This window comes from Pelagibius sp. (assembly GCF_965227505.1).
Lineage (GTDB): Bacteria > Pseudomonadota > Alphaproteobacteria > Kiloniellales > Kiloniellaceae > Pelagibius.
In genome coordinates this window covers 1,648,137-1,670,087 of sequence record NZ_OZ245757.1, presented here as the reverse complement: position 1 = coordinate 1,670,087, position 21,951 = coordinate 1,648,137, and the positions used below count along the sequence as shown (strand labels likewise).

The 21,951-nt window shown below is 65.7% G+C and carries 20 protein-coding genes; 8 read left to right on the top strand and 12 right to left on the bottom strand.

Annotation, left to right across the window (positions count from 1 at the left end):
• Window positions 1-12 precede the first annotated feature (12 nt).
• Genes ACO06P_RS07925 through ACO06P_RS07905 form a run of 5 tightly spaced genes read left to right on the top strand, consistent with a single transcriptional unit; the run spans window position 13 to window position 3,909 of the window.
• Window positions 13-507 carry a Crp/Fnr family transcriptional regulator gene (locus ACO06P_RS07925; protein WP_420349462.1) on the top strand — a complete coding sequence of 165 codons (495 nt, stop codon included), beginning with the start codon at window positions 13-15 and terminating at the stop codon, window positions 505-507.
• On the top strand, window positions 504-1,367 hold the full coding sequence (locus ACO06P_RS07920; protein ID WP_420349461.1) for an FAD/NAD(P)-binding protein: 864 nt from the start codon (window positions 504-506) through the stop codon (window positions 1,365-1,367). The genes ACO06P_RS07925 and ACO06P_RS07920 overlap by 4 nt, the downstream gene beginning before the upstream one ends.
• A gap of 2 nt (window positions 1,368-1,369) precedes the next feature.
• Window positions 1,370-2,137: an oxidoreductase gene (locus ACO06P_RS07915; protein ID WP_420349460.1), complete on the top strand. Its 768-nt coding sequence runs from the start codon at window positions 1,370-1,372 to the stop codon at window positions 2,135-2,137.
• Window positions 2,127-3,434 carry a Ni/Fe hydrogenase subunit alpha gene (locus tag ACO06P_RS07910; protein WP_420349459.1) on the top strand — a complete coding sequence of 436 codons (1,308 nt, stop codon included), beginning with the start codon at window positions 2,127-2,129 and terminating at the stop codon, window positions 3,432-3,434. Before ACO06P_RS07915 ends, ACO06P_RS07910 begins: the two co-directional genes overlap by 11 nt.
• Complete coding sequence (locus ACO06P_RS07905; protein ID WP_420349458.1) at window positions 3,418-3,909, top strand: hydrogenase maturation protease; 492 nt, start codon at window positions 3,418-3,420, stop codon at window positions 3,907-3,909. The genes ACO06P_RS07910 and ACO06P_RS07905 overlap by 17 nt, the downstream gene beginning before the upstream one ends.
• On the opposite strand, the gene ACO06P_RS07900 is transcribed toward ACO06P_RS07905, so the two are convergent.
• The 3 genes from ACO06P_RS07900 to ACO06P_RS07890 form a co-directional block, all read right to left on the bottom strand.
• On the bottom strand, window positions 3,906-5,087 hold the full coding sequence (locus ACO06P_RS07900) for a mannose-1-phosphate guanylyltransferase/mannose-6-phosphate isomerase (protein WP_420349457.1): 1,182 nt from the start codon (window positions 5,085-5,087) through the stop codon (window positions 3,906-3,908). The two genes, ACO06P_RS07905 and ACO06P_RS07900, sit on opposite strands and share 4 nt — an antisense overlap.
• A 151-nt stretch (window positions 5,088-5,238) precedes the next feature.
• The gene (locus ACO06P_RS07895; RefSeq protein ID WP_420349456.1) at window positions 5,239-6,015 is read right to left on the bottom strand and encodes a sulfotransferase family 2 domain-containing protein; all 777 of its coding nucleotides are present in this window, start codon (window positions 6,013-6,015) and stop codon (window positions 5,239-5,241) included.
• 75 nt (window positions 6,016-6,090) lie between these two features.
• On the bottom strand, window positions 6,091-7,197 hold the full coding sequence (locus ACO06P_RS07890) for a glycosyltransferase family 4 protein (protein ID WP_420349455.1): 1,107 nt from the start codon (window positions 7,195-7,197) through the stop codon (window positions 6,091-6,093).
• Between the two features lie 202 nt (window positions 7,198-7,399).
• Here ACO06P_RS07890 and ACO06P_RS07885 point away from each other — a divergent pair, with 202 nt between their 5' ends.
• Genes ACO06P_RS07885 through ACO06P_RS07875 form a run of 3 tightly spaced genes read left to right on the top strand, consistent with a single transcriptional unit; the run spans window position 7,400 to window position 10,623 of the window.
• Complete coding sequence (locus ACO06P_RS07885; RefSeq protein ID WP_420349454.1) at window positions 7,400-8,845, top strand: oligosaccharide flippase family protein; 1,446 nt, start codon at window positions 7,400-7,402, stop codon at window positions 8,843-8,845.
• Window positions 8,842-9,765, top strand: a complete 924-nt coding sequence (locus ACO06P_RS07880) for a sulfotransferase (RefSeq protein ID WP_420349453.1) — start codon at window positions 8,842-8,844, stop codon at window positions 9,763-9,765. Before ACO06P_RS07885 ends, ACO06P_RS07880 begins: the two co-directional genes overlap by 4 nt.
• 36 nt (window positions 9,766-9,801) lie before the next feature.
• Entirely contained in the window at window positions 9,802-10,623 is an 822-nt protein-coding gene (locus ACO06P_RS07875; RefSeq protein ID WP_420349452.1) for an FkbM family methyltransferase, read from the top strand.
• 62 nt (window positions 10,624-10,685) lie between these two features.
• Here ACO06P_RS07875 and ACO06P_RS07870 read toward each other — a convergent pair whose 3' ends face one another.
• The 9 genes from ACO06P_RS07870 to ACO06P_RS07830 form a co-directional block, all read right to left on the bottom strand.
• Window positions 10,686-11,507 (bottom strand): sulfotransferase, encoded by an 822-nt coding sequence (locus ACO06P_RS07870; protein ID WP_421938191.1) that lies wholly within the window; start codon window positions 11,505-11,507, stop codon window positions 10,686-10,688.
• A gap of 148 nt (window positions 11,508-11,655) precedes the next feature.
• Window positions 11,656-12,426, bottom strand: coding sequence for a sulfotransferase (locus ACO06P_RS07865; protein ID WP_420349451.1), 771 nt, complete (start codon window positions 12,424-12,426; stop codon window positions 11,656-11,658).
• Between the two features lie 181 nt (window positions 12,427-12,607).
• A complete protein-coding gene (locus ACO06P_RS07860; RefSeq protein ID WP_420349450.1) occupies window positions 12,608-14,410 on the bottom strand; it encodes a gamma-glutamyltransferase family protein in 1,803 nt (600 codons plus the stop codon).
• Between the two features lie 16 nt (window positions 14,411-14,426).
• Window positions 14,427-15,947 (bottom strand): amidase, encoded by a 1,521-nt coding sequence (locus tag ACO06P_RS07855; RefSeq protein ID WP_420349449.1) that lies wholly within the window; start codon window positions 15,945-15,947, stop codon window positions 14,427-14,429.
• Window positions 15,948-15,959: 12 nt separating this feature from the next.
• Window positions 15,960-16,850, bottom strand: a complete 891-nt coding sequence (locus tag ACO06P_RS07850; protein WP_420349448.1) for an ABC transporter permease — start codon at window positions 16,848-16,850, stop codon at window positions 15,960-15,962.
• Entirely contained in the window at window positions 16,847-17,797 is a 951-nt protein-coding gene (locus ACO06P_RS07845; RefSeq protein WP_420349447.1) for an ABC transporter permease, read from the bottom strand. Before ACO06P_RS07845 ends, ACO06P_RS07850 begins: the two co-directional genes overlap by 4 nt.
• 64 nt (window positions 17,798-17,861) lie before the next feature.
• Complete coding sequence (locus tag ACO06P_RS07840; RefSeq protein ID WP_420349446.1) at window positions 17,862-19,655, bottom strand: ABC transporter substrate-binding protein; 1,794 nt, start codon at window positions 19,653-19,655, stop codon at window positions 17,862-17,864.
• Between the two features lie 67 nt (window positions 19,656-19,722).
• On the bottom strand, window positions 19,723-20,784 hold the full coding sequence (locus ACO06P_RS07835; protein ID WP_420349445.1) for an ABC transporter ATP-binding protein: 1,062 nt from the start codon (window positions 20,782-20,784) through the stop codon (window positions 19,723-19,725).
• Window positions 20,781-21,773: an ABC transporter ATP-binding protein gene (locus tag ACO06P_RS07830; protein WP_420349444.1), complete on the bottom strand. Its 993-nt coding sequence runs from the start codon at window positions 21,771-21,773 to the stop codon at window positions 20,781-20,783. Before ACO06P_RS07830 ends, ACO06P_RS07835 begins: the two co-directional genes overlap by 4 nt.
• Between the last annotated feature and the right edge of the window lie 178 nt (window positions 21,774-21,951).

Below are 21,951 nucleotides of genomic sequence, written 5' to 3'. Positions count from 1 at the left end.
GGAGAGTTACCCATGGCCGACAGCAATATCCACTCCATAGCCGAAATCCTGGCTGCCCACCCCTGTTTCGCCGGCCTCGATCCGGCGATCACCGATCTCCTGGGCGGCTGCGCAGGGAATGTCCACTTCGCCGACGGCCGTTATCTCTTCAAGGCCGAGGAGCCGGCGGACACCTTTTATCTGCTGCGCGGTGGCGATGTGGCGTTGGAGTTGCGCATGCCGGGGCGTGGGCGGCTGACGGTGCAGACGCTTCATCCCGGCCAGGTCGTAGGCGCTTCCTGGATCCTGCCCCCCTATCGCTGGCGCTTCGATGCGCGGGCGGTGGGCGATGTCCGCGCCACCGGCATCGATGCCGCCTGCCTGCGCGGGAAATGCGACGACGACCCCTCGATGGGCTATCAGGTTATGCAACGCTTCCTGCCGATTGTGGCCGAGCGGCTGCAGACGACACGGCTGCGGCTGATCGATCTCTACGCGCCTCCGGCGGAGGTGGGGAACGCTCTATGAACGATGTCCAGATCCTGGACCGCCCGCAGGCGGTGCAAGGCAGCGGCATGCTGCCCAGCATCTACGAGGTGCGCACGCGCCGCCGCGAGCTTGCCGACTGTGTCACCCTGGAGATGGCGCCGCTGGAAGGCCCAGCGTTGTCCTTCGCCCCTGGCCAGTTCACCATGCTCTACGTGCACGGGGTCGGCGAGATTGCCGTCAGCATCTCCGGCAACCCGGCCAACGGTGAGGCGCTGGTCCAGACAGTGCGCGCCGTGGGCGCGGTGTCCAAGGCTGTCTGCGGTCTGAAGGAAGGGCAGAGACTTGGCGTGCGCGGGCCTTTGGGTGTTCCCTGGCCCGTCGAGCAGGCCTTTGGCAAGCACCTTGTGGTGGTCGCCGGCGGACTGGGCCTGGCGCCGACGCGCCCCATCATCTATTGGGCGCTCGCCAACCGCGAACGCCTGAAGAGCATCGCCGTCGTCTACGGTACCCGCACGCCCGACCAGATCCTCTACGCACCGCAGCTCTTGGGGTGGTCGAACACGGAGGGGCTGCAGGTCGGCATCACCGTCGACCGCGCCGGCGAAGATTGGGCCGGGCGTGTCGGCGTCGTCACCGAGCTGATTGCGCCGATGCTGCATGACCCCGAAGAGACCGTGGCCATGCTCTGCGGGCCCGAGATCATGATGCGTTTTGCTGCCGACGCGCTGGCCGACGCCGGCGTCGCGCAGGATGACGTCTATCTGTCGCTCGAGCGCAATATGAAGTGCGGCATCGGCTGGTGCGGTCACTGCCAAATGGGCCCGCACCTGCTGTGCCGCGACGGTCCCGTCTTCGCCTATCCCGCGGTGCGCGATCTGATGACGGTGTGGGAGCTCTGACGATGAAGCCCAGACTGGCGGTTTGGAAGTTCTCGAGCTGCGACGGCTGCCAGCTCACGCTGCTCGACTGCGAGGACGAGTTGCTCGAGATCGCCGAAGCCGTGGAGATCGCCTACTTCCTTGAGGCGACGCGCACGATGCGCGCCGGGCCTTACGATGTGTCGCTGGTCGAAGGGTCGATTTCGACGGCGCACGAGGTCGAGCGCATCCAGCAGATCCGCCGCGACAGCCGCATCCTCATCACCATCGGTGCCTGCGCCACGGCCGGCGGCATCCAGGCGCTGCGTAATACCCGCGATCACGACGCTCTGAGCGCTTCGGTCTATCCCAGCCCGCAGTTCATCGAAGCCCTGGCGACGTCGACCCCCATCGCCGATCACGTCGCGGTCGACTACGAACTGCGCGGCTGCCCCATCGACAAGGGTCAGCTTCTTGAGGCTATCACCGCTCTCCTTAAGGGCCGCAAGCCCGTGATTCCCGACTACAGCCAATGCACCGAGTGCAAGCTGGCGGGAACGGCCTGTGTCATGGTCACCAAGGGCATTCCCTGCCTCGGTCCTGTGACACAGGGCGGCTGCGGCAATCTCTGCCCTCAGGTGGGGCGGGGCTGCTACGGCTGCTTCGGCCCCAAGGAGAATGCCAACACTCAGGCGCTGGTCGCGGAGATGCAGGCCTTGGGGGCCGAGCCGCGTACCATCCGCGATCTTTTTGGCGGCTTCACCGCCGGCGCCCCGGCTTTTGCGGCGGAGAGGGAACGCCATGACCGATAAGGCGACGGAAGGCACCAGGACCATCCAGGTCGAGGCCCTGGCCCGCGTGGAGGGGGAGGGGCGTTTCAAGGTCCGCATCGAAGGCGGCAAGGTGGTGCAGTCGGAGTTCAGCATCTTCGAGCCGCCACGGTACTTCGAGGGGCTGTTGCGCGGGCGTTCCTTCCAGGATGCCCCGGACGTCACCTCGCGGATCTGCGGTATCTGCCCCATTGCCTATATCATGGGGGCCAGCAAGGCCATGGAGGATGCGCTCGGCTGGGAAGTCACGCAGCCGGTCGCCGACCTGCGCCGGCTGATCTACTGCGGCGAGTGGATTCAGAGCCACGTGCTGCACACCCATCTGCTGCATGCCCCGGACTTCCTGGGTCTGCAGGATTCTCTGGAGCTTGCACAGTCCAACCGCAGTCTGGTCGAGAACGGTCTCCAGGCGAAGAAGGTCGGTAACCGCCTTATGGAGGTGATCGGCGGGCGCAGTGTCCACCCGGTCAACACCCGGGTCGGCGGCTTCTACAGCGCCCCCGCGACGGAAGCGATCCAGGGGCTGGTGCCGGAGCTTGAAGCCGCCGAGGCAATGTCGGTGGCTGCCCTCGATGCCTTTTCCGGTTTTGACTTTCCGGACCTGGAGGTGGACTACCTCTTCGTCGCCCTCCGGCACGCCAGCGACTACCCCATCACCGAAGGGCGTATCGTCTCCTCCGAGGGTCTCGACATCGACGTTGCCGACTTTCCGAACCACTTCGAAGAGCATCAGGTCGCCCACTCCAACGCCCTGCAGGGTGCGACCATCGACGGACGGCCCTATCTCGTCGGCCCGCTTGCCCGCTTCAACCTCAACGCCGACCGCCTGCCGCCCGACATCCTGGCGCTGGCCGAGCGCGCCGGGCTGAGGCCGGGCTGCCGCAACCCCTTCAAGAGCCTGCTCGCCCGCCAGGTGGAGACGATCTACGCTTTCCGCGAGGCCGCACGCCTGGCCAGGGCCTATCAGCCGCCGCAGCCGAGCTTCGTCGAGGCGCCACTGCGGGCCGGGACCGGCCACGGGATTACCGAGGCGCCGCGCGGCATCTGTTACCACCGCTACGAGGTTGCCGAGGATGGCGCCATCGTATCGGCCACCATCGTGCCGCCGACCTCGCAGAACCAGCGCCAGATCGAGCTTGACCTGATCGGTACGGTGGAGCGCTTTCACACTCTGGACGACGACGATCTGCAGTGGCGCTGCGAGCAGACCATCCGCAACTACGATCCCTGCATTTCCTGCGCAACCCACTTCCTGAAGCTGGATGTCGAGCGCGGCTGATCGCAGTTCCTTCGAGGGGCTGCTCATCGGCCTGGGCCACGCCGAGCGGCAGGACGACGGGGTCGGCCCTTTCGTTGCAGAGGCCCTCCGGCGCCGCGGCTTTCCCGCTGTCGTCCATGGTGGTGACGGCACCGCGCTTCTGGATGCCTGGGACAACCAGCCGGTCTGCGTGGTGGTCGACGCCATGGCCGCGCCCGATAGCGAGCCCGGCACCCTTCGGGTCTTCACGGAGTTCCAGGATCCCGAGTTTCAACGGGCGGGCTTCGTGCACTCGACCCACCGCCTCGGCCTGCCCGAAGCGGTTGCGCTGGGCCGTGCGCTGGGGCGGCTTCCGGGCCGTCTTGTCGTGATCGGCATTGCCGGGGCCGCCTTTGACTTCGGACCCTGTCTCTCCCCGGCGGTCGCGGCAACCGCCGCGCAGCTGGTCGAGCGGCTCGCTGACCGCGGTTTCTCTTTCGATCCTGACGCGCTTTAGGCGCTCGACTTGCGCCGGGCCTCTGTCGCCTTCAGCTTGCGCACGATGTCACGGACCGCCATGGTGCTGCTGCGCGGCGCGACCAGGACAGCGTCCTGAGTGGAGATCACCACCATGTCCGCAAGGCCGATGGCGGCCACCAGGCGGCCGTCTTCGCTGCGCAGATAGCTGCCCTGCACGTCCTGGGTCAGGCAATTGCCGAGCACGGCGTTCGCATCCTCATCCTTCTCGGCAATCTCCCAGAGGGCGTTCCAGGCGCCGACGTCGCTCCAACCGATGTCGGCGGGAACGACGACGACCTGACCGGCCTTCTCCATGACCGCATAGTCGATGGACTCGGAGGGGCAGGTCTCGAAGGCCGAGGCCTCCAGGCGGATGAAGTCCTGATCGCGCGTTCCGTCCTCGAGCGCCTTGCGGCAGGCGGCCAGAATGTCCGGCCGTTGGCGCCCGAGTTCCTCCAGATAGCGCCCAGCCGAAAAGACGAAGATCCCGCTGTTCCAAAGGTACCGACCTGTGGCCAGATAAGCCTCGGCGGTGGCCAGGTCAGGCTTTTCGACAAAGGCCTCGACCTGGAAGGTCCCCGCGGCCCCTGGCAGCGGCGCGCCCTGCCGGATGTAACCGTAACCGGTTTCCGGCCGCGTAGGACGGACGCCGAAGGTCACGAAGCCATGCGCGGCGGCGTCCCGCGCCACGTCCAGTGCGTCCTCGAAGGCCGCCCGGTCCCGCACAGCGTGGTCGGCGGGCATCAGGACCATGACGGCATCGGGGTCGTCCGCGGCAAGGATGAGGGCGGCGACGGCGGCGGCGGGGGCGGTGTTTCGCCCGCAGGGTTCCAGCACGATCTTTTTGGAGGTGAGGCCGAGCTGTTGCAGTTGCTCGGCGACGAGAAAGCGGTGATCGGCGCTGGCAACCACCAGCGGGGCCGCGCAATCGCCGACCCCTGCAATGCGCTCGGCGGTTTCCTGCAGCATGCTGCGTTCCGAGATCAGCGACAGCAGCTGCTTGGGATGCTGCGGGCGGGACAGAGGCCACAGGCGCTCGCCTGATCCGCCGGAGAGGATGACCGGGTGAAGCGTGCTAGCGATGACCGGAACCCCCGTGTGCGCCAGGTAGACCCTTCGGGTCAGGAGACTTCCCGGCGCGTGCTGAACGGCCCGGATAAGCCCAGAGCCTCTCAAACTTCACACACGGGATGCATGTCATTCCTATGTCAAGGCGCCCGGATGTGGGGGCCATCTGCGGGGCCATGTGCGGGGTCGCTGCGGCCTTGGGCGGGGCGCCGGCTTACTGATCGCTGGCCTACTGGTCGCCGGACTACTGGTCGCCGGACTATTGGGCGCTGCTGACGGTTTGGGTGCCGGGCCGATCCGTTGGCCTGGCCTCTGAGGCGGCCTCGAACCGATAGCCGAAGCGATCGATGTCCCGTTTGTAGAGTTCGGCCACCAGGTCCCGCGTTGTGGCGTCGTAGTAGTCCTGATAGCGGCTGAAAGTCGGATAGTCCTCGGTGTTCCGTCCACGCCAGATTTTCCTGAGTTCCCCGCGGACGGACTTCTTCGGTTGATCCTGCGACGCCTTGGCCTTGGGCACGGACAGATTGACATGGGGAACGTCGATCGGGGGCAGACCGATGTGGCCGCAGACCCGTTTGAAGTCGCCGCTCAGGTTCTCGAAGCGGCCGAGAAAATCAACCTTGAGTTTTCCGTCTTCGTCGCAGACGAAATCGACCTGCGGGCCGACAAACCACTGCTTCTCGCGCCACATCCAGTCACCGAGGTTCTTTTCGACGAACTCTCCGTAGCTGCACTTCTTGTGGAACTTGTAGTACTTGTAGATCGACACCGCGCGGTCCCAGGGGTTTCGCACAAAGGCAAACTTGAAGTAGGCGTCGAACTGCTCCTGGGGCATGTACTTGCAGCCCACGTACTCGTGCCACTTGAGGTGGGCAAGGCGCGGCGGGCCGAGCTCCGGTTTATCGTTGGGCATCATCAACAGCGGCGCCCTTGTCTCGTAGGTCAAGCCCAGGAGATCGAAGAAGACGTGCTCGATGCTCTGGCCCGCGTTCTTGGGAATATGGATGAAGACGCATTTGTGATGATGAGAGATCATGCCTCTATCCGTGTATGACCTGCACAATGGGGTGCCGGGTGCGGCGGCGTCTGGTGGGGCGACTTCCTCTCAGCATCAGGTCCGCCCCTGCTGAGGCTTGCCGCGGCCGAACGCCGCTTTGCTGCTGCGTAGTTCCGGCCGTTCATAGGCGGCGGCGGTCAGCGCCCCCATCCGGGGCCAGGTCCGCTTTTCGGCCTCGGTGAGGTTGAAGTCGGCCATTGCCGCCAGATCGGCGTGCCGCGCGGCCTCCAATGCCCCCGCCAGTCCGCCCTCGGCGAAATACAGGGCGCCGCGGTCACCCGGGAAGTCGTAAACCCGTGCCGCATCGGGCAGGATCAGCGGCTTGCCGAAGGACATGGCCAGCAGCGCCGAACCCGACGTCAGGGTTTGAGCGAAGGGCAGCACGACGACGGAGGCCAGTTCCAGGTAGACCGGAAGCGCCTCGTCGGGCACGTATCCGACCCGCAGGGCGATCCGGTCGTCGCCGGCTACCTTGGCGCGCAGCCAGTCCTCCATCCGGGGGTCGAGAACCGATCCGACGATGGCAAGCCGGGCGTTCCGCGCCGGCAGGGCGCTGAAGGCCTCGATCAGCCTGTCGATCCCCTTGTAGCGGCGAATTGCGCCGAGGAAGAGGTAAACGAAATCGCCTTCATCGAGACCCAATTCATGGCGCACCAATGTCACAGCCTCGGGCTCTGCCGAAGGGTATTGTCCGACATAGCTCGCGTGCGGAACCACTCTCGTCTTGGCGGCTAACGGAACACCATAACTTTGTTCGAGTACCCCCACTGCGCTCCGGCTGTGTACGAGGCAGACATCCACTTGCCGCGCGATGGCGCGGCGCAGGCGCAGCTCCCAGGCACTGTCCTCGCTCTCATGGGAGACGAGGTTATGGATCGTCCAGACGGTCCTTACACCCAGCAGACGGCAGAGCCTGAGATCGAGACTCAGAAGGAACAGCTTGGCAAGGCGCTTGAGCGGGTTGGTGGTCCAGAAGTGCGGCTTTATCCAGGGGGTTATCCAGTGCAGGTGCAGAACGCCGGTATCAGGGTGCTGTCTCAGCAGGCGCAGCAGCGGAAGGCGCGCCTTGGGATAGTCGCAGAGCGTCGCCGCGTAGCCTTGCCGTGCAAGCGCAGCGGCAAGAAGCGTCTGATAGGGGTTGGCTTTCCCCCAGTTGGGCAAAAAGAGAACTCTGCGTTTGTCACGAGCCATACGCGTCGGAACCGGAGCCTGTGGAAACTGGAAAACCGGCGATTGCACGCGGTTTTCAGGTCTCTACACCAAGAGCGCCGGACCGGCGAAGTGACATTCTTGGGCAGCCTATGACCGAAGGCATGAAATCAGCGCGCCTGACGCGCGGTAGAAGCGGCTGAGATCGGCGGCCTTGTCGATCCGCAGATCTATCGGCTGGACCTTCAGCGAACAGACCTTTCAGTTCGGTCTGCAGTTTGCCGCGTCGGTCATCATTGCCCGCCTTCTGACGCCCGACGAGATGGGGATCTTCGTCCTGGCCATGTCGGCGTCTGCGGTTCTGACTTCGCTGCGCACCTTCGGCGTGGGCAACTACCTCATCCGCGAAGCTGAACTGAACCTGGTCAAGATCCGTTCGGCCTTCGGCGTCATGCTGGTGATCTCCTGGTCTTTGGGCCTGCTGCTGTTCCTTGGCCGGCATGGGATTGCGGGCCTCTACGAGCGGGGCGGCATCGCCGAGGTCATGGTGGTCCTGGCGGTGAGCTTCGTCGTCGCGCCCTTCGGCGCCCCCGCCACTGCTTTGCTGACGCGGGAGATGCGCTTCCGCACGCTCCACAACATCGGGCTGGTCGCGACGCTTTGCGGGTCGTCGCTCAGTGTCGCCCTTGCCTTTGCCGGCCACAGTTTCATGGCTCTTGCCTGGGGAACGCTCCTGACCGCGTTCCTCTCGTCCTTGCTGCCGATGCTGGTGATGCCGCGCTACGCTTTGCTGCTGCCGTCTTTCGTCCATTGGCGCGCCATCACCCGCTTCGGCGGCCTCCTCTCGCTGGCGCATCTGATCGGCACGCTGAACACTCAGGGTACGCGGTTCATCCTCGGCGGCTTCACCTCGCCTGCCATGGTCGCGCAGTTCACCCGTGCAGCCCAGTTGCCGAACCTCTATCGGCAGGGGGTCTTCGGCCCGGTGGCCAGAGTCCTCACACCGGCCTGGATGCGGAGCATCCGTGACGGGCAGTCCATTGCCAGGGGCCTCGAAAAGCTGATCGCGCTGAACACGGTTCTCATGTGGCCCGTGTTTCTGGCGCTGGGGCTTATCGCCGTTCCCTTCATCACGCTTGTCTTCGGTGAGAACTGGCGCCCGGCCGGCGAGATCTTCGCCTGGATCCTTCTCGGCCAGGCCATTATCGCAGTCCTGCCGCAGCCCGAGCAGGTGCTGGTGCCCCACGGCGAGGTTGCGCGCCTGTTGCGCATGCGCTGCCTGACTGCCGCGTTCTCCTTGGCAACAGCCACTTTCGGCGCCTCCCTCGGTCTTGAAGCCTTCGCCATTTCCCGGGTCGTAGCGGCGGTTTTCTTCATCAGCGTCACCTTCATCGGGATCCGCGAGTTCATCGACTTCCGGCCGGGGAAGTATGCCGCGATTTACCTGCGGTCCGCGGGGGTGGCGGCCGTCGCGGCGCTGCCGGCCGCGGCCATTCGCTTTGGCGGAGAGGAGAGGATGAACCTGATCGAGCTCCTGATCGTGATCGCTGGATGTGCTTTGCTCTGGGTCGCCGGCACGGCTGCGGCCAGGCATCTGGTCTGGTTTGAGGGTATCGCGGTCCTGCGCCGGTTTCGGGCGCAAAAGGGGATCTCAGGATGAAGTCGATCGGGCGCGCACTGCTCGGCCCGCGCCGCAGCCGGGCAACGTCGCGCGACGCGCGGGATCATGCGGCAAGACTCGATCGGCAACTTGAGGCCTTCGACAGCCGGTTTCAGGCCGGCCTGGCCCCGGAGGCACCCAGGGGGCCGCTTTGCGAAGAGCCTGTCTTCATCCTCTCCGCCGGCTGGCGTTCGGGGTCCACCTTGCTGCAGCGTATGGTCATGGCCAACAACCCCTCGATCATCGTCTGGGGGGAGCCCTATGACATCGCTTCGCCGATCCAGACGCTGGCGGACCAGCTGCGGCCCTTCTCGGCGGAATGGCCGCGCAGCGGGTACTTCGTCGAGCCGAGAGGATCCAATCTCTCGAACGAATGGGTGGCCAATCTCTATCCCCCGGCGCAGGCGTTTCGCACCGCCCACCTGGCCTACCTCGAAACCCTCTTCGCCGCACCCGCAGAGGCCCTGGGCCGCAGCCATTGGGGGCTGAAGGAGGTCCGCCTGGGATCCGACCATGTGCGCTATCTGCGTTGGCTCTATCCCAGGGCGAAGTTCGTTTTCCTGATCCGCAACCCCTTGAACGCCTACAGGTCCTACCGGAACAGGCTGACGTGGTTTGCCGATTGGCCCAACAAAATGGTGGCGACGCCCTACAGCTTCGGCCGCCACTGGCGCCGCCTCTGCGGCGAGTTCCTGGAGATGCGGGCGCAAGGCGTCGGCGTGCTGCTGCATTACGAGTCTCTGGGCGACGATGCCGCGGTGTCCGGCCTGGGCGACTATCTCGGGTGGGCTGTGCCCCGGCTTCAGGAAATGGCAAAGCTGAAGGGCTGGAACGGCGACGCGAAGAGTCCTTTGGGTGCGATAGAAAAAGTCATGCTGCGCCGGGCCGTCGGCAGCATGGCAGGCGATCTCGGCTACTGATCAGAACGGCCTCTCCAGTCAGCAGGATGTCGATGGATGGTTAACCGCTCCGTGAAAAACCTGGCAAAGGCGGTCCTGCCGAAAAGGGTCGTCAGGCGTTTGTCTCAGAATGGCGCCGACCGGCAGGAGGGCCTGCCGCGTTTCTCAGCGCCGATGAACGGATCAGCGGAGACGCTGGCCTGTTGCATTGCCTACACCGACAGCGGCGGCTTCTGCGTCCCGCTGTCGTCCCGTCACCGGCCGGCAGCGCGGCGCATACTCGAAGGTTCTGTCTACGAACCCGATACCATCGCCTTCCTGGCAGAGCACTGCGGGCAGGGGGATATCGTTCATGCCGGCACCTACTTCGGCGATTTTCTGCCTGCGCTGTCGCGCGCCTGCGCCGGCCACGCGACGATCTGGGCGTTTGAACCGAACCCTGAAAACTTCCGCTGCGCAAGCGTGACCTGCGCGATCAACGCCCTGGGCAATGTCCGGCTCGCAAACTGCGGCCTGGGCGCGGGCGGGGGCAGTGCGATGATGCAGGTCAGGTCGCCGGACGGCAGGGCCCTGGGCGGCGGCAGCCAACTGCAGGCAGGCGCCGAGGTTTTGCCCGGCAACCTGACGGTCGAAGTCGATGTTGTCGCCCTGGACGATGTGATCCCGCCGGACCGGGCGGTTTCCATCGTCCAGCTCGATGTCGAGGGGTTTGAGCAGCAAGCCCTGGCGGGAGCGATCGGGACCGTGTCTCGCTGTCGGCCGATCCTGGTTCTGGAGACCCTTCCGGAAGAGTCCTGGTTTGCCGAGAACATCCTCGGTCTGGGATACAGGATCGATAGGGAGATCCACGGCAACAAGGTTCTCTTGCCGTCCCCGTAGCGCCCCGCCTTCAAGAGGCCTGGAAAGAGGACGCGCGGTCTGCTGGTGTGTTCCGCTGTGTCTCAGAGTCTGTAACGCAGCAGTCTCCGAAGCCGCCAGGGCAGCCGCCCGCGGGCATCATGCAGGCGCTGGCGTGCCGCGGAGAATCTGGCTCCGCTCCGGTCACTGGGCAGGTCGTATCCAAGCCTGGCCGAGAGCCCGTGGCTCAGATGGTCGAAGCGTCTGATGGCATGGGCCGGCCAGTGCGCAGCGCGGTCCAGCGGGTTGAAGTCGGCTTCCTTGGTGGCCGGCTGCCAGTTGACGTTTTCCTGCTGCGAGCTTCCGTAGACCGGGAAGGCCTTGAGGCGACCGCGGTCAAAGCCGGAGCGGTCGAGCCCGACCTGAAGGGCGACATGTTCCAGGACGGTCGCGCTGTCGCCGGCGAGATCCTCGTAGCGCACAAGCGTGAAAGGGCGCAGTCCCTTTTCCTTACGCCGTTCCGCCGCAGCAAGGACCGTGTTCACGGCCCGTGCCCAACGCCTGCAGGCGGATTCGAAATCCCAGCCGAAGGAACGCATCCCCGATTCGATCGTCGCAGGCCCCTGACGCAGGACGATGACCACATCGGCCTGGGGCAGGTAGTGCTCTATGCGATCTATTCCCCTGACCGAGGGAGTCTTGAACACCGGCCGTTTGCCCGGGGTTCTGACGTCGTCCTCGAGAAATGTCATCAGTGCCCCGCCCAACCTACCGCGAAGTTCGTCGAGGCGGCCATGGCACGGCCAGTGCTTCCGCCAACTCATGGCGATGCTTTCGACGTAGTCGTCCAGGTCCGGCAGACTGTGGAGAAGGAAGTCTTCGTAAAGCGTCTTCGCGGTCGTGCAGTCGCGATGAGTTCTCAGCATGCGGCCGAGATAGTTCGTGCCGGTTCTCGGCATCAAGCCCAGCACAAAGATGGGTCGGTCCGCAGCGGAAGCGTCGCCTTCTTCAGGCGTCTCGGGCGTATGAGGCTCCGCAGGTCGATCCAAGGCTGTCACGTGTCGGCGCCCCTTGTCACTCGTCGAAGAACGACCGCCACGGCGTCGCGGCGAAGGCCGACTTCAGGCTGTCGTAGTTTGTCACCAGGGCCCTCAGGCTCTCGGGATTCTGCCGGCGCAGATTGGTTTCGAGAGGAAGGGCCGGTAGTCCGAGGAAGGTGAGAACCCGCTCGAAGCTGGCGTCGCGGTTGGCGACCAGGTCCTCGTAGTGAACGGAGATCAGGGGGTGCCGCTCAAAGGCGCGGTCTGCCGCTTCCTCCCACGCCCGCGTCTGCTGAAAGCCCTCTTCCAACTCGTCAGCGCTGAAGCTGACCGACTTGCGGGTGCCTTTGTCCACGGCCTTGGTGCGATCGACGGCCCAAAGGCCCTGCAGGCCCGCGATCTTTCTGGAGATCAATGTGCGCAGGATGTTGCGGCGTTTCAGATGAATGACGCAGAGATCTTCCTGACTGCGCAGATGGCCCAGAACCTCGTCCGGTTGCCCGTCGAGAGGATGGTAGTAGAAGATCTTGAATCCCTTGGCCTTCACGAAGATCGGTTGCCTGGCGTAGACCTCGGCAAGGACCTGCCTGTAATCCCGTCCGTTGAGTTTGCTGAAGACTTCGCCGTCGGCGCGGGCATTGGGGTGGGAGTTGAGGAAAGACATGAGCATGTTGGAGCCGGTGCGCGAGCGCGTCAAAACCATGAAACGCTTGAAGCTGCGGTGCTTGAACCGCTTCAGCACTCTGCGCCGCAGAGAGCCCGGGGCGCCGTAGGACTGTTCGAGGTGCTTTGAGAGAAAACTCATAGCGCGCGCTGAGGTGTCTGCTTTCCATGCAATCTGGGTGCGCCGGTCCCTGGGTGAGACCCAGGGCCTGCACTGTCGGAGGCATGGTCGGGCATGACAAGAGACAACGGTTGGGCACGAAGCGGTGCCGGTTGCGGCATTTTTGGGGCTCAGCGCGTCCGCGCCAGGCCGGTCGGCGGCCTTAGCGGCCCGCGGCGTAGCCCTGCATGAAGCGCGGGTTGGCTGCGGCTTTCAACATCCCGCTGTCCCTGGACGCGGCGGTGACCCGACCCAGACTCCAGGGTTCGGCGACATCCAGGTCGTGGCCGCGCCGCCGCAGTTCATTCAGCGTGGCCTCCGGAAAGCGGCTCTCGACTCTCAGCCTGCCGGGTTCGCATTCGCGTGGATGAAAAGAGCTGGGGAAATGCAGGCTGTTGAACTCCGGCGCGTCGATCGCCTCCTGCAGGTTGAGCCCGAAGTGGGCGTGGCGCAGAAAGACGTGCAGCGACCACTGGTCCTGCTGGTCCCCGCCGGGGGTGCCGAAAGCCATGTAGGGTTTGCCGTCGCGCAGGGCGAAGGACGGCGAGAGCGTGGTGCGCGGACGCTTGCCGGGCGCCAGGCTCGCGGGCAGCCCTTCCTGCAGCCAGAACATCTGCGCCCGCGTGCCCAGACAGAAGCCCAGCTCCGGGATCGCCGGCGAACTCTGCAGCCATCCGCCGCTGGGCGTGGCCGAAACCATGTTGCCCCAGCGATCGATGACGTCGAGGTGGCAGGTGTCACCGAGGCTGGTATCCGCCAGCCGGTCGTCGTCCCACCTGAGGTTCGCCGTCGTCGGCTCACCGCTTCCGGCGGACCCGCCGGCCTTGTCGCCGGTCGCGACGCGCACCACCGGTTCGGCGCCGAAACCGGGGATGCTGCCGGGGTGCAGCTCGAAGGAGGCCTGCTCGCCGATCAGCGCCCGCCGCTCTGCGGCGTAGCCCTCGGAAAGCAGGACGTCGGTGGGCACAGCGACGAAGTCCGGGTCGCCGTAAAAGGCCTCGCGGTCGGCGAAGGCCAGCTTCTGGCTTTCGACAATCAGGTGAACGAAGTCCGGGCTTTCGGACTCCAGGCTGTCGAGATCGAAGCCGTCGAGCAGGGCCAGGGACTGGAGCATGACCGGGCCTTGCCCCCAGGGCCCTGTCTTGCAGAGGGTGTAGCCCCGATAGTCATACGTCAGGGGCGCTTCGGAGGTTGCCGACCATGCGGCCAGATCGTCGCCGGTGAGCAACCCTTTGTGCGCCCGCCCGCTGGAGTCCATGACCGCGTTCTCAGCGCAGAAGCGGTCGATGGCCTCGGCCACGAAACCGCGATACCAGGCATCGCGGGCCGCCTCGATGCGCGCCTCGCGGGTCTTCGCCCCGGCGCTTTCCTGCACGACGCGGCGGTATGTCTGGGCCATTGCGGGATTGCGGAACAGACTGCCCGGCTTGGGTACGCCGTTTGCCAGATAGAGCGCGGCCGAGCTTGGCCAGTCGTTCTCGAAAACCTCCTGGACGTTCTCGATGGCCGCGCAGATGTTCGCGATCAGAGGGTATCCGTTTTCCGCATAGGAGATGGCAGGCGCCAGAACATCCGCCAGTTCCATGGTGCCGTGGTCGCGCAGCATCACCATCCAGGCATCGAAGGCACCGGGCACGACCGCGGCCAGCAGGCCGGTGCCGGGAACGAGATCGAGGCCGAGGTCTTGGAAAGCCGCAATGGAGGCGCCAGCAGGGGCGACGCCCTGGCCGCAGATCACTTCCACAGTATCGCGCCGGCCGCTGTAGAGGATGATCGGCATATCCCCGGCAGGGCCATTGAGGTGCGGCTCGACCACCTGCAGCGTGAAGCCGGCAGCCGCGGCGGCATCGAAGGCGTTGCCGCCGCGTTCCAGGATCGACATGCCGACGGCTGTCGCGATCCAGTGGGTAGAGGTGACGACACCGAAGGTGCCTGCGATCTCGGGGCGGGTGGTAAAGGCGGTCACAAGGTCATCCTTATCGTCAATCCCCGGGCGGTGACGGGCAGGGTTGAAGGTTGGCGGTTTCGGCAAAGGGCGGAGGGATCCGCACCTTGGTAGCCTGTTCGAAGGCGAAGGCAAAGCGGATCAGCGCCGCCTCCTCATAGGCCCTGGCGATGAAGGAAAGACCGATCGGCAGTCCGAAGAGATAACCCGCCGGCACCGTAATGCTCGGGTAGCCGGAAACCGCCGCAAGATAGGCGCTGCTGCCGGAACGGTTGTCGCCGTTCACCCAGTCGATGAGCCAGGGCGCACAGGTGGTGGGAACCACCAGCGCGTCGAGTTCTCGCTCGGCCATGACCCGGTCGATCCCCTCCTCGCGGATCAGCCGCAGGCAGTCGCGCCGCGCGTTGCAGTAGATGGAGTCGTCCAGGCCCGCTGTTGCCTCTGCCTTCTCCAAGAGGTCCTGCGGGAAGTAGGGCATGACCTGCTCACGACGGGCTTCGTTGAAGGCGATCAGCGCCGTCAGGTCCTTCGGTGCCACATCAGCGGCAAACTCGGCCAGATAGGCATTCAGGCCGGCTTTGAACTCCGTGATCATGACCTGGAACTCCAAGGGCCGCACCGCTTCTGCTTCGGGCAGTGCGATGCCTTCAACAACTTCCGCCCCAGCCTCGCGGATGGCCCGCAGGTTGCCGTCCAGGATGGCGGCGGCGCCTGCATGGATTGCCGCAAGGCCGGGTAGACAGCCGATCCTCGCGCCCTTGAGGCCGCCGGGGTCGAGGCTGGCCGTGTAATCCCGCTTTCCGCGCCGGTCCGCCTCTGCCGTTGCGGGGTCGCCCGCGTCGCTGCCGGCCAGCACGCCCAGCACCAGCGCCGCGTCGGCCACGCTGCGCGCCATCGGGCCGGCCGTGTCCTGGCTGTGGGTGACCGGGATGATGCCGCGGCGGCTGATCAGCCCGACGGTGGGCTTGATGCCGACGATCCCGTTCATCGCAGCGGGGCTGACGATGGAGCCGTCGGTTTCGGTGCCGATTGCCGCGGCGCAGTATCCGGCGGCGACCGCGACGCCGGAGCCGGAGCTGGAGCCGCCCGGTGTGCGGTCCAGGGCGTAGGGGTTGCGCGTCTGGCCGCCGCGGCTGCTCCAGCCGCTGGACGAGCGTGCGGAGCGGAAGTTGGCCCATTCGCTGAGGTTCGTCTTGCCGAGGATGACCGCACCGGCGGCGCGTAGCCGGGCCACGACGGTGGCGTCCTCCTTGACGGTGAGCCCCTCCAGTGCCAGCGAGCCGGCGGTGGTGGTCATCGGCGCCGCGGTATTGAGGTTGTCTTTCACCATCACCGGGATGCCGTGCAGCGGGCCCTTGACGGCGCCATGGCTCAGGTCCGCGTCCAGTGCTTCGGCATCGTCCAGTGCCCGCGGGTTGAGTTCGATAACGGCCTTGGTTTTGTGATCGAGATCCTCGATGCGGGCGATGTAGCTCTCCGCCAGCGCGCGGGCGGTCAGGGCGCCGCTGTCGAGGGCGCGGCGCAAGCCGGCGAGACTTCTGTCGCTTTCGCTGAGCATTGCCGGTGCGCGTCAGTGATCGCGGCTTTCGCGCACGTCGAGGAAATCGCGCAGCGCGTCACCGAGGAAATTGATCGAGAGCACCGTCAGCATGATGGCCAAGCCCGGAAAGATGCCGAGCCACCAGGCCCGCGAGATGAAGCTGCGGGACTCGGAGAGGATCAGGCCCCAGGTCGGTGTCGAGGCCTCGACGCCCAGGCCGAGGAACGACAGACTGGCCTCGCCGAGAATGGCGTAAGACACGCTGACAGTGGCCTGGACGATGATGGGCGCCGTCGCGTTGGGCAGGATGTGGCGCCACATGATACGGAAATCGGAGGCCCCCACCGTGCGGGCGGCGGCGACGTACTGCTCCTCCTTGATGGAGAGCACCATCCCGCGGGCGATGCGGGCGAAGTCGTCGACGAAGGCAAGGGAGATGGCGACGATCACGTTGACCAGCCCCGTGCCCAGCACCGCGACCAGGTAGACGGCGATGATGAAATTCGGGAAGGCCCACTGCAGGTCGATGTAGCGCATCACCACATGGTCGACCCAGCCGCCGAAATAGCCGGCCAGCACCCCCAGGGTGACGCCGATCACCAGGGCGAGGGCCACCGTCGAGATGCCGACGAAGAGCGACACCTGGGTTCCGACGATGAGCCGGCTCAAGAGGTCGCGCCCCAGATCGTCGGTGCCCAGCGGGTGGGCGAGGGAGGGCCCCAGGATCATGTCGAAGGCCATGTCATTGGGGTCGTAGGGGGAGATCAAGGGGCCGAAGACCGCGGCGAATACAAAGATCGACAGCAGGACCAGGCCGACCAGCGCCTTCTTGTCGGCCATCACCAGCCGCCCAAAGCGCCCCCAGCCGGTGATGCGGCGCGGCATGAACTCCTCTGCCGGAATGCTGGCGTGCTGGGTCATGTGTCGTACCGGATGCGCGGGTCGATGACGGAATAGAGCATGTCGACCAGAAGGTTGCTGAACACGAAGATGGCCGAGACCACCAGGATCGCGCCCTGGACCACCGGATAGTCGCGGTTGAGGATGCCTTGGATCAGCAGACGGCCGAGCCCCTTGATGGAGAAGACGTTCTCCACCACCACGGCCCCGGACATGAGCAGAGCAAAGGCGATGCCGATCACCGTCACCACCGGGATCAGGGCGTTGGGCAGCGCGTGGCGCAGGATCAGCGCCGACTGCCGCAGGCCCTTGGCCTGCGCCACCCGCATGTAGTCGGTCTTCAGGACCTCCAGCATCGACGAGCGGATCATGCGGGCGATGATGGCGGAAAAGCCGGTGCCGACGGCGATCGCCGGCAGGATCAGGTGGGAAAGCCAGGGCCAGAAGCCGGCAGAGAGCGGCTCGTATCCGATCGCCGGCAGCCAGGAGATGTTCACCGCGAGGAAGACGATGAGCAGAATCGCGAGCCAGAAGTCCGGCATGCTGAGACCGAGAAAAGCGAAGACCGTCACGCCGTGGTCCCAGGCCGTGTTGCGCCGCGTCGCGGCGATCAGGCCGGCAGGCACCGCGATCACCAGAGCGATGATGAAGGAAAGGCTGGCGAGGGAGAGGGTGCGCGGCAGGGCTTCCAGCAGCAGTTGCTGCACCGGCACCCGGGCGCCGTAGATCGAAGTGCCGAAGTCGCCCTGCAGGGCGTTGGCGAACCACTTCACGTACTGCACGTACATCGGCTGATCGAGGCCGAACTTGCGGCGCAAGGCCTCCACCGCCTCCATGTCGCCGGCATCGGCCAGCATGGCGGCGAAAGGATCACCGGGCACGATCCGCAGCATGAAAAACACCAGCGTCGCCACCGCCCACATGACGATGACGGCGCCGAGGCTGCGTCTCAGGAGATAGCCGTACATTCCTTACGTTCCGCGACGGCGGGCGACGGGTGGCGACTGGCGGCCACCCGTCGCAGCCCGCCGGTTAAGACAGGGTTACGCGATCCAGGTCCACAAGGCCGGGGATCCGGCTGATCGCCGGATAGCTCACCGACTTGTGGTGGACCAGGATGTTGGCCGGATGGAACAGGAAAGCGCAGGCCACCTTGTCGGAGGTGATCTTGTTGGCCTTCTGCACCAGCTCGCGGCGCTTCTCGATGTCGGCCGTGGCGCTCTGCTCGTCGATCAGGGCATCGGCTTCCTTCTCGGAGAAGTATCCGAAGGGATACTTGCTCTCGTCGCGCTTGCGTCCGTTGAATTTGGAGCCGGACTGCATCCAGTCCACCAGACCGTCGTCGGGGTCGTAGTCGCCGCCGCTGCCGGCCCGGCGCAGGTCCCAGTTCATGGTGTCGAAGTCCTCGATCCCGACCGAGAACTCCTTGGTCAGCAGCTCGACGTCGATGTTGAGATTGCGCTTGAGGATCGAGGCGACGACCTGAGACTCGCGCCGGTTCGACGGTGTGGTGATCAGCTTCAGGGTCGGGAAGCCATCCCCATCTGGATAACCGGCATCGGCCATCAGGCGTCGTGCCTCTTCGAGATCGAAGCGCTGGGCGCTGGTCTCCGCGAGCGCCTCGTCGAAGTAGTAGCCCATGGCCGGGTTGATGGTGCCGTAGGCTGCAGTCCCGCGCCCGAACTGCGCCTGCTTCAGGTAGCGGTCGCGGTCCAGCGCCTTGGCGATGGCGAGGCGGACCTTGAAGCCCTTTTCCTTCATCAGCTCTTCCAGGGGCTTGTTGAAGTCCGTCACCTTCATGTGCTCGTGCCACGGGTTCATCCACAGCGATTGGAAGCCGGGTGCGGGCTTTTCGTCGACCACCAGGTCTGGATTTTCGAGGAAGCGGTCGATCAGCTCCGGCGCGATGGGGTTGCCGCCGATGAGCTGGATGTCGCCGGCCTCCATGGCCGCCGCCAGGGGCTCCGCCGCCGAGATCGGCTTGATGATGACCTTGTCGAGTTTCGGCCGCTCCGGGTCGTAGTAGTTGTCGAAGCGTTCCAGAACGACGCCCTGGCCAAGCTCGTGGAAGGTCACGCGGAAGGGGCCGGTGCCGACCGGCATGAGGCCGTACTGAGACGGCGACATGCTCTCCAGCGCGCCGCGGCTGACGATGGTCATGGCGCGGCCGCTGGAACGCTCCAGCGCCTTGGTCAGGAAGGAGGCCTGGGCCTGCTTCAGCTTGAAGCGCACGGTGTAGGCATCGACCTTCTCCAGTGCCGCCACATTGTTCAGCACGCGGGCGTGGATCGACTGGTTCGGGTCCTTGGAGCGCTGGTAGGTGAAAAGCACGTCGTCGGCATCGAAGCTGTCGCCGTTGTGGAAAGTGATGCCTTCGCGCAGCTTCATCGTGTACTCGGTGCCGTCGTCCGAGACCGACCAGCTTTCCGCCAGATCGCCCTCGGCCACCAGGTCGGCGTTGATGTGCATGAGGCCGCCGAGAACGTTGGAGGAGATCTGGAACTGCAGCACCTGGTTGATCTGCGCCGGATCGAGCGTCTGGATCTCGGCAACGCCGGACCAGCCGCAGGTGAGGGTGCCGCCGCCGTGACCTGCGGCGGCTGCCGGCTTGACAGCACCCATGCCGGGCAGCAGCTGGGCTGCCGTCAGAGTGCCGGAGGCCGCCATCAGCCGCAGCACCGTGCGGCGGTTGAGACGCGGGCCCGACATCTGTTCGCGGCTGAGGCCGAACAGCGGGTCACGGGGGTCGAAGTCGTAAGCCGCAGCAAGGTCGGCGTCGATCTGCGCTCTTTGCCGATCGGTCAAGGGTGTCGTTTTTTTCTTCATTGTCACCTTCTCCTGTCTGTATTCCCTGTTCTCTCTGGGTAACCGCGCCCTTCTGGCTTTTTGCCTTCTAGGGAGGGGCGGCAGGCGGATCGCCGGCCTTCAGGCAGGCCGCCTTGTGGTCATCCCCGAGGTCACGCAGCTCCGGTACTGTTTCGGTGCAGGCCTGGTCCGCCAACGGGCAGCGCGGATGAAAGACGCAGCCGCTGGGGGGATTGCTGGGGCTCGGGACTTCGCCCTTCAGGACCTGGTGATCGCGGTGCTCCTCGATCTCCGGGTCCGGTACCGGCACCGCCGACAGCAGCGCCTGGGTATAGGGGTGCTGGGGATCGGCAAAGAGACGTTCGCTCTCGCTGATCTCGACCAGCTTGCCCAGATACATGACGGCGACCCGGTGGCAGATATGGCGCACCACGCTGAGATCGTGGCCGATGAAGAGATAGGTGAGGTCGAATTCCTCGCGCAGGTCCTCCAGCAGCCTGATGATCTGCGCCTGAATGGACACGTCCAGCGCGGACACGGCTTCATCGCAGACGATCAGATCCGGGCGCAGCGCAAGCGCCCGGGCGATACCGACGCGCTGGCGCTGGCCGCCGCTCATCTCGTGCGGATAACGGTCGGCGAGACGCGGGGAGAGGCCACAGACATCCAGCAGCGCGCGGACCCGCGCGTCCAGCGCGTTGCGGTCCGGCTCCATCTTGTGAACGATCAAGGGTTCACCGACGATCTCGGCCACCTTCATCCGCGGGTTCAGGGAGGAGAAGGGGTCCTGAAAAATCGCCTGGACGCGGCGCCGGAAGCCCGCGGTCTGCGGGCCGTCGAAAGCGGCGATGTCAGCCCCGTCAAAGTGAACGGAGCCCGCCGTCGGCGTCTCCAGCTTCAGAATGCAGCGGCCGATGGTTGACTTGCCGCAGCCGGACTCCCCGACCAGGCCCAGGGTCTCGCCGCGCCTGATGGTCAGGCTGACGTTGTCGACGGCTTTGACCGCGCCGACGGTGCGCGGGATCAACGCACCGCGGCGGATGGGAAAGTGCTTGCTGAGGCCGCGCAGCTCGAGCAGCGGGCCGTCCGCCTGCGGTTTCGCTTCGGGTCCCTTGGCGGTGGGCCTGTCCATGTCTGCCGCGATGGTCATCGCACCAGTTCTCCGGCAACGCGCTGGGACTCGAAGCAGGCGCTCCAATGCTCCGCGGCAACGGGCGAGAGGGCAGGCGGTTCCGCCCGGCAGCGCGCCGTTGCCATATGGCAGCGGGGCTGGAAGGCGCAGCCCGCCGGCAGGCTGGCCAAGTCGGGCGGACTGCCTGGGATCGGCTCCAAGGGGGCGCCGCGCGGCCGGTCGAGGCGTGGGACCGAGTTCATCAGGCCGACGGTGTAGGGATGGCTCGGCCGGCGGTAGATCTCGCGGGCCTGGCCGCGCTCGACGACCGAACCCGCGTACATGACGTTCACCCGGTCGGCATAGCGCGCCACCACTGCCAGATTGTGGGTGATGATGACCAGGGCGACGCCGAGGCGCCGGCAGAGATCGCGCATCAACTCCAGGATCTGGGCCTGGATGGTGACGTCGAGGGCGGTGGTCGGCTCGTCGGCGATGATCAGTGGCGGATTGCAGCTCAGCGCCATGGCGATCATCACCCGCTGGCGCATGCCGCCACTCAGGTGATGGGGATAGGCCTTCAGGCGGCTTTCCGGATCGGCGATGCCGACCATCGTCAAGAGCTCGGCAGCGCGGTCCCGCGCTGCTGCAGCGCTCAGGCCCAGATGCAGGCGCATGGCTTCAGTCATCTGACGGCCAATCGACAGGACCGGATTGAGGGAGGTCATCGGTTCCTGGAACACCATGCCGATCTGTCCGCCGCGCACCCGGCGGATCGCCTCGTCGTCAAGCGCGAGCAGATCGTTTCCCTTAAACAGGATCTTGCCGCTGACAATGCGTCCGGGCGGCTGGGGGACAAGGCGCAGCACGGAGAGGGCGGTGACCGACTTGCCGCTGCCGGACTCGCCGACCACCGCGACGATCTCGCCGGGCTCCACATCGTAGGAAACGGCGTTGACAGCGCGCAGCACGCCGCCGCCGGTCGAGAACTCGACGACCAGATCTCTGATCTCGAGCAGTGCGGTCATGACCGCACCCAGGCTCCGGCAGCCTCCGGCCCTGCAGTGAGGTGTCGCGGCGCGATGCCTCCACGGTATCCGCATGCCCTGGCGCCAAAGGCCAAGGGACTGCCTTGCTGCATCAAGAAACGTCCGCCTCTCCACCCCCTGCTGCGTGCGGGAGGTGCTTGTGCCCTGAGTTCATAGG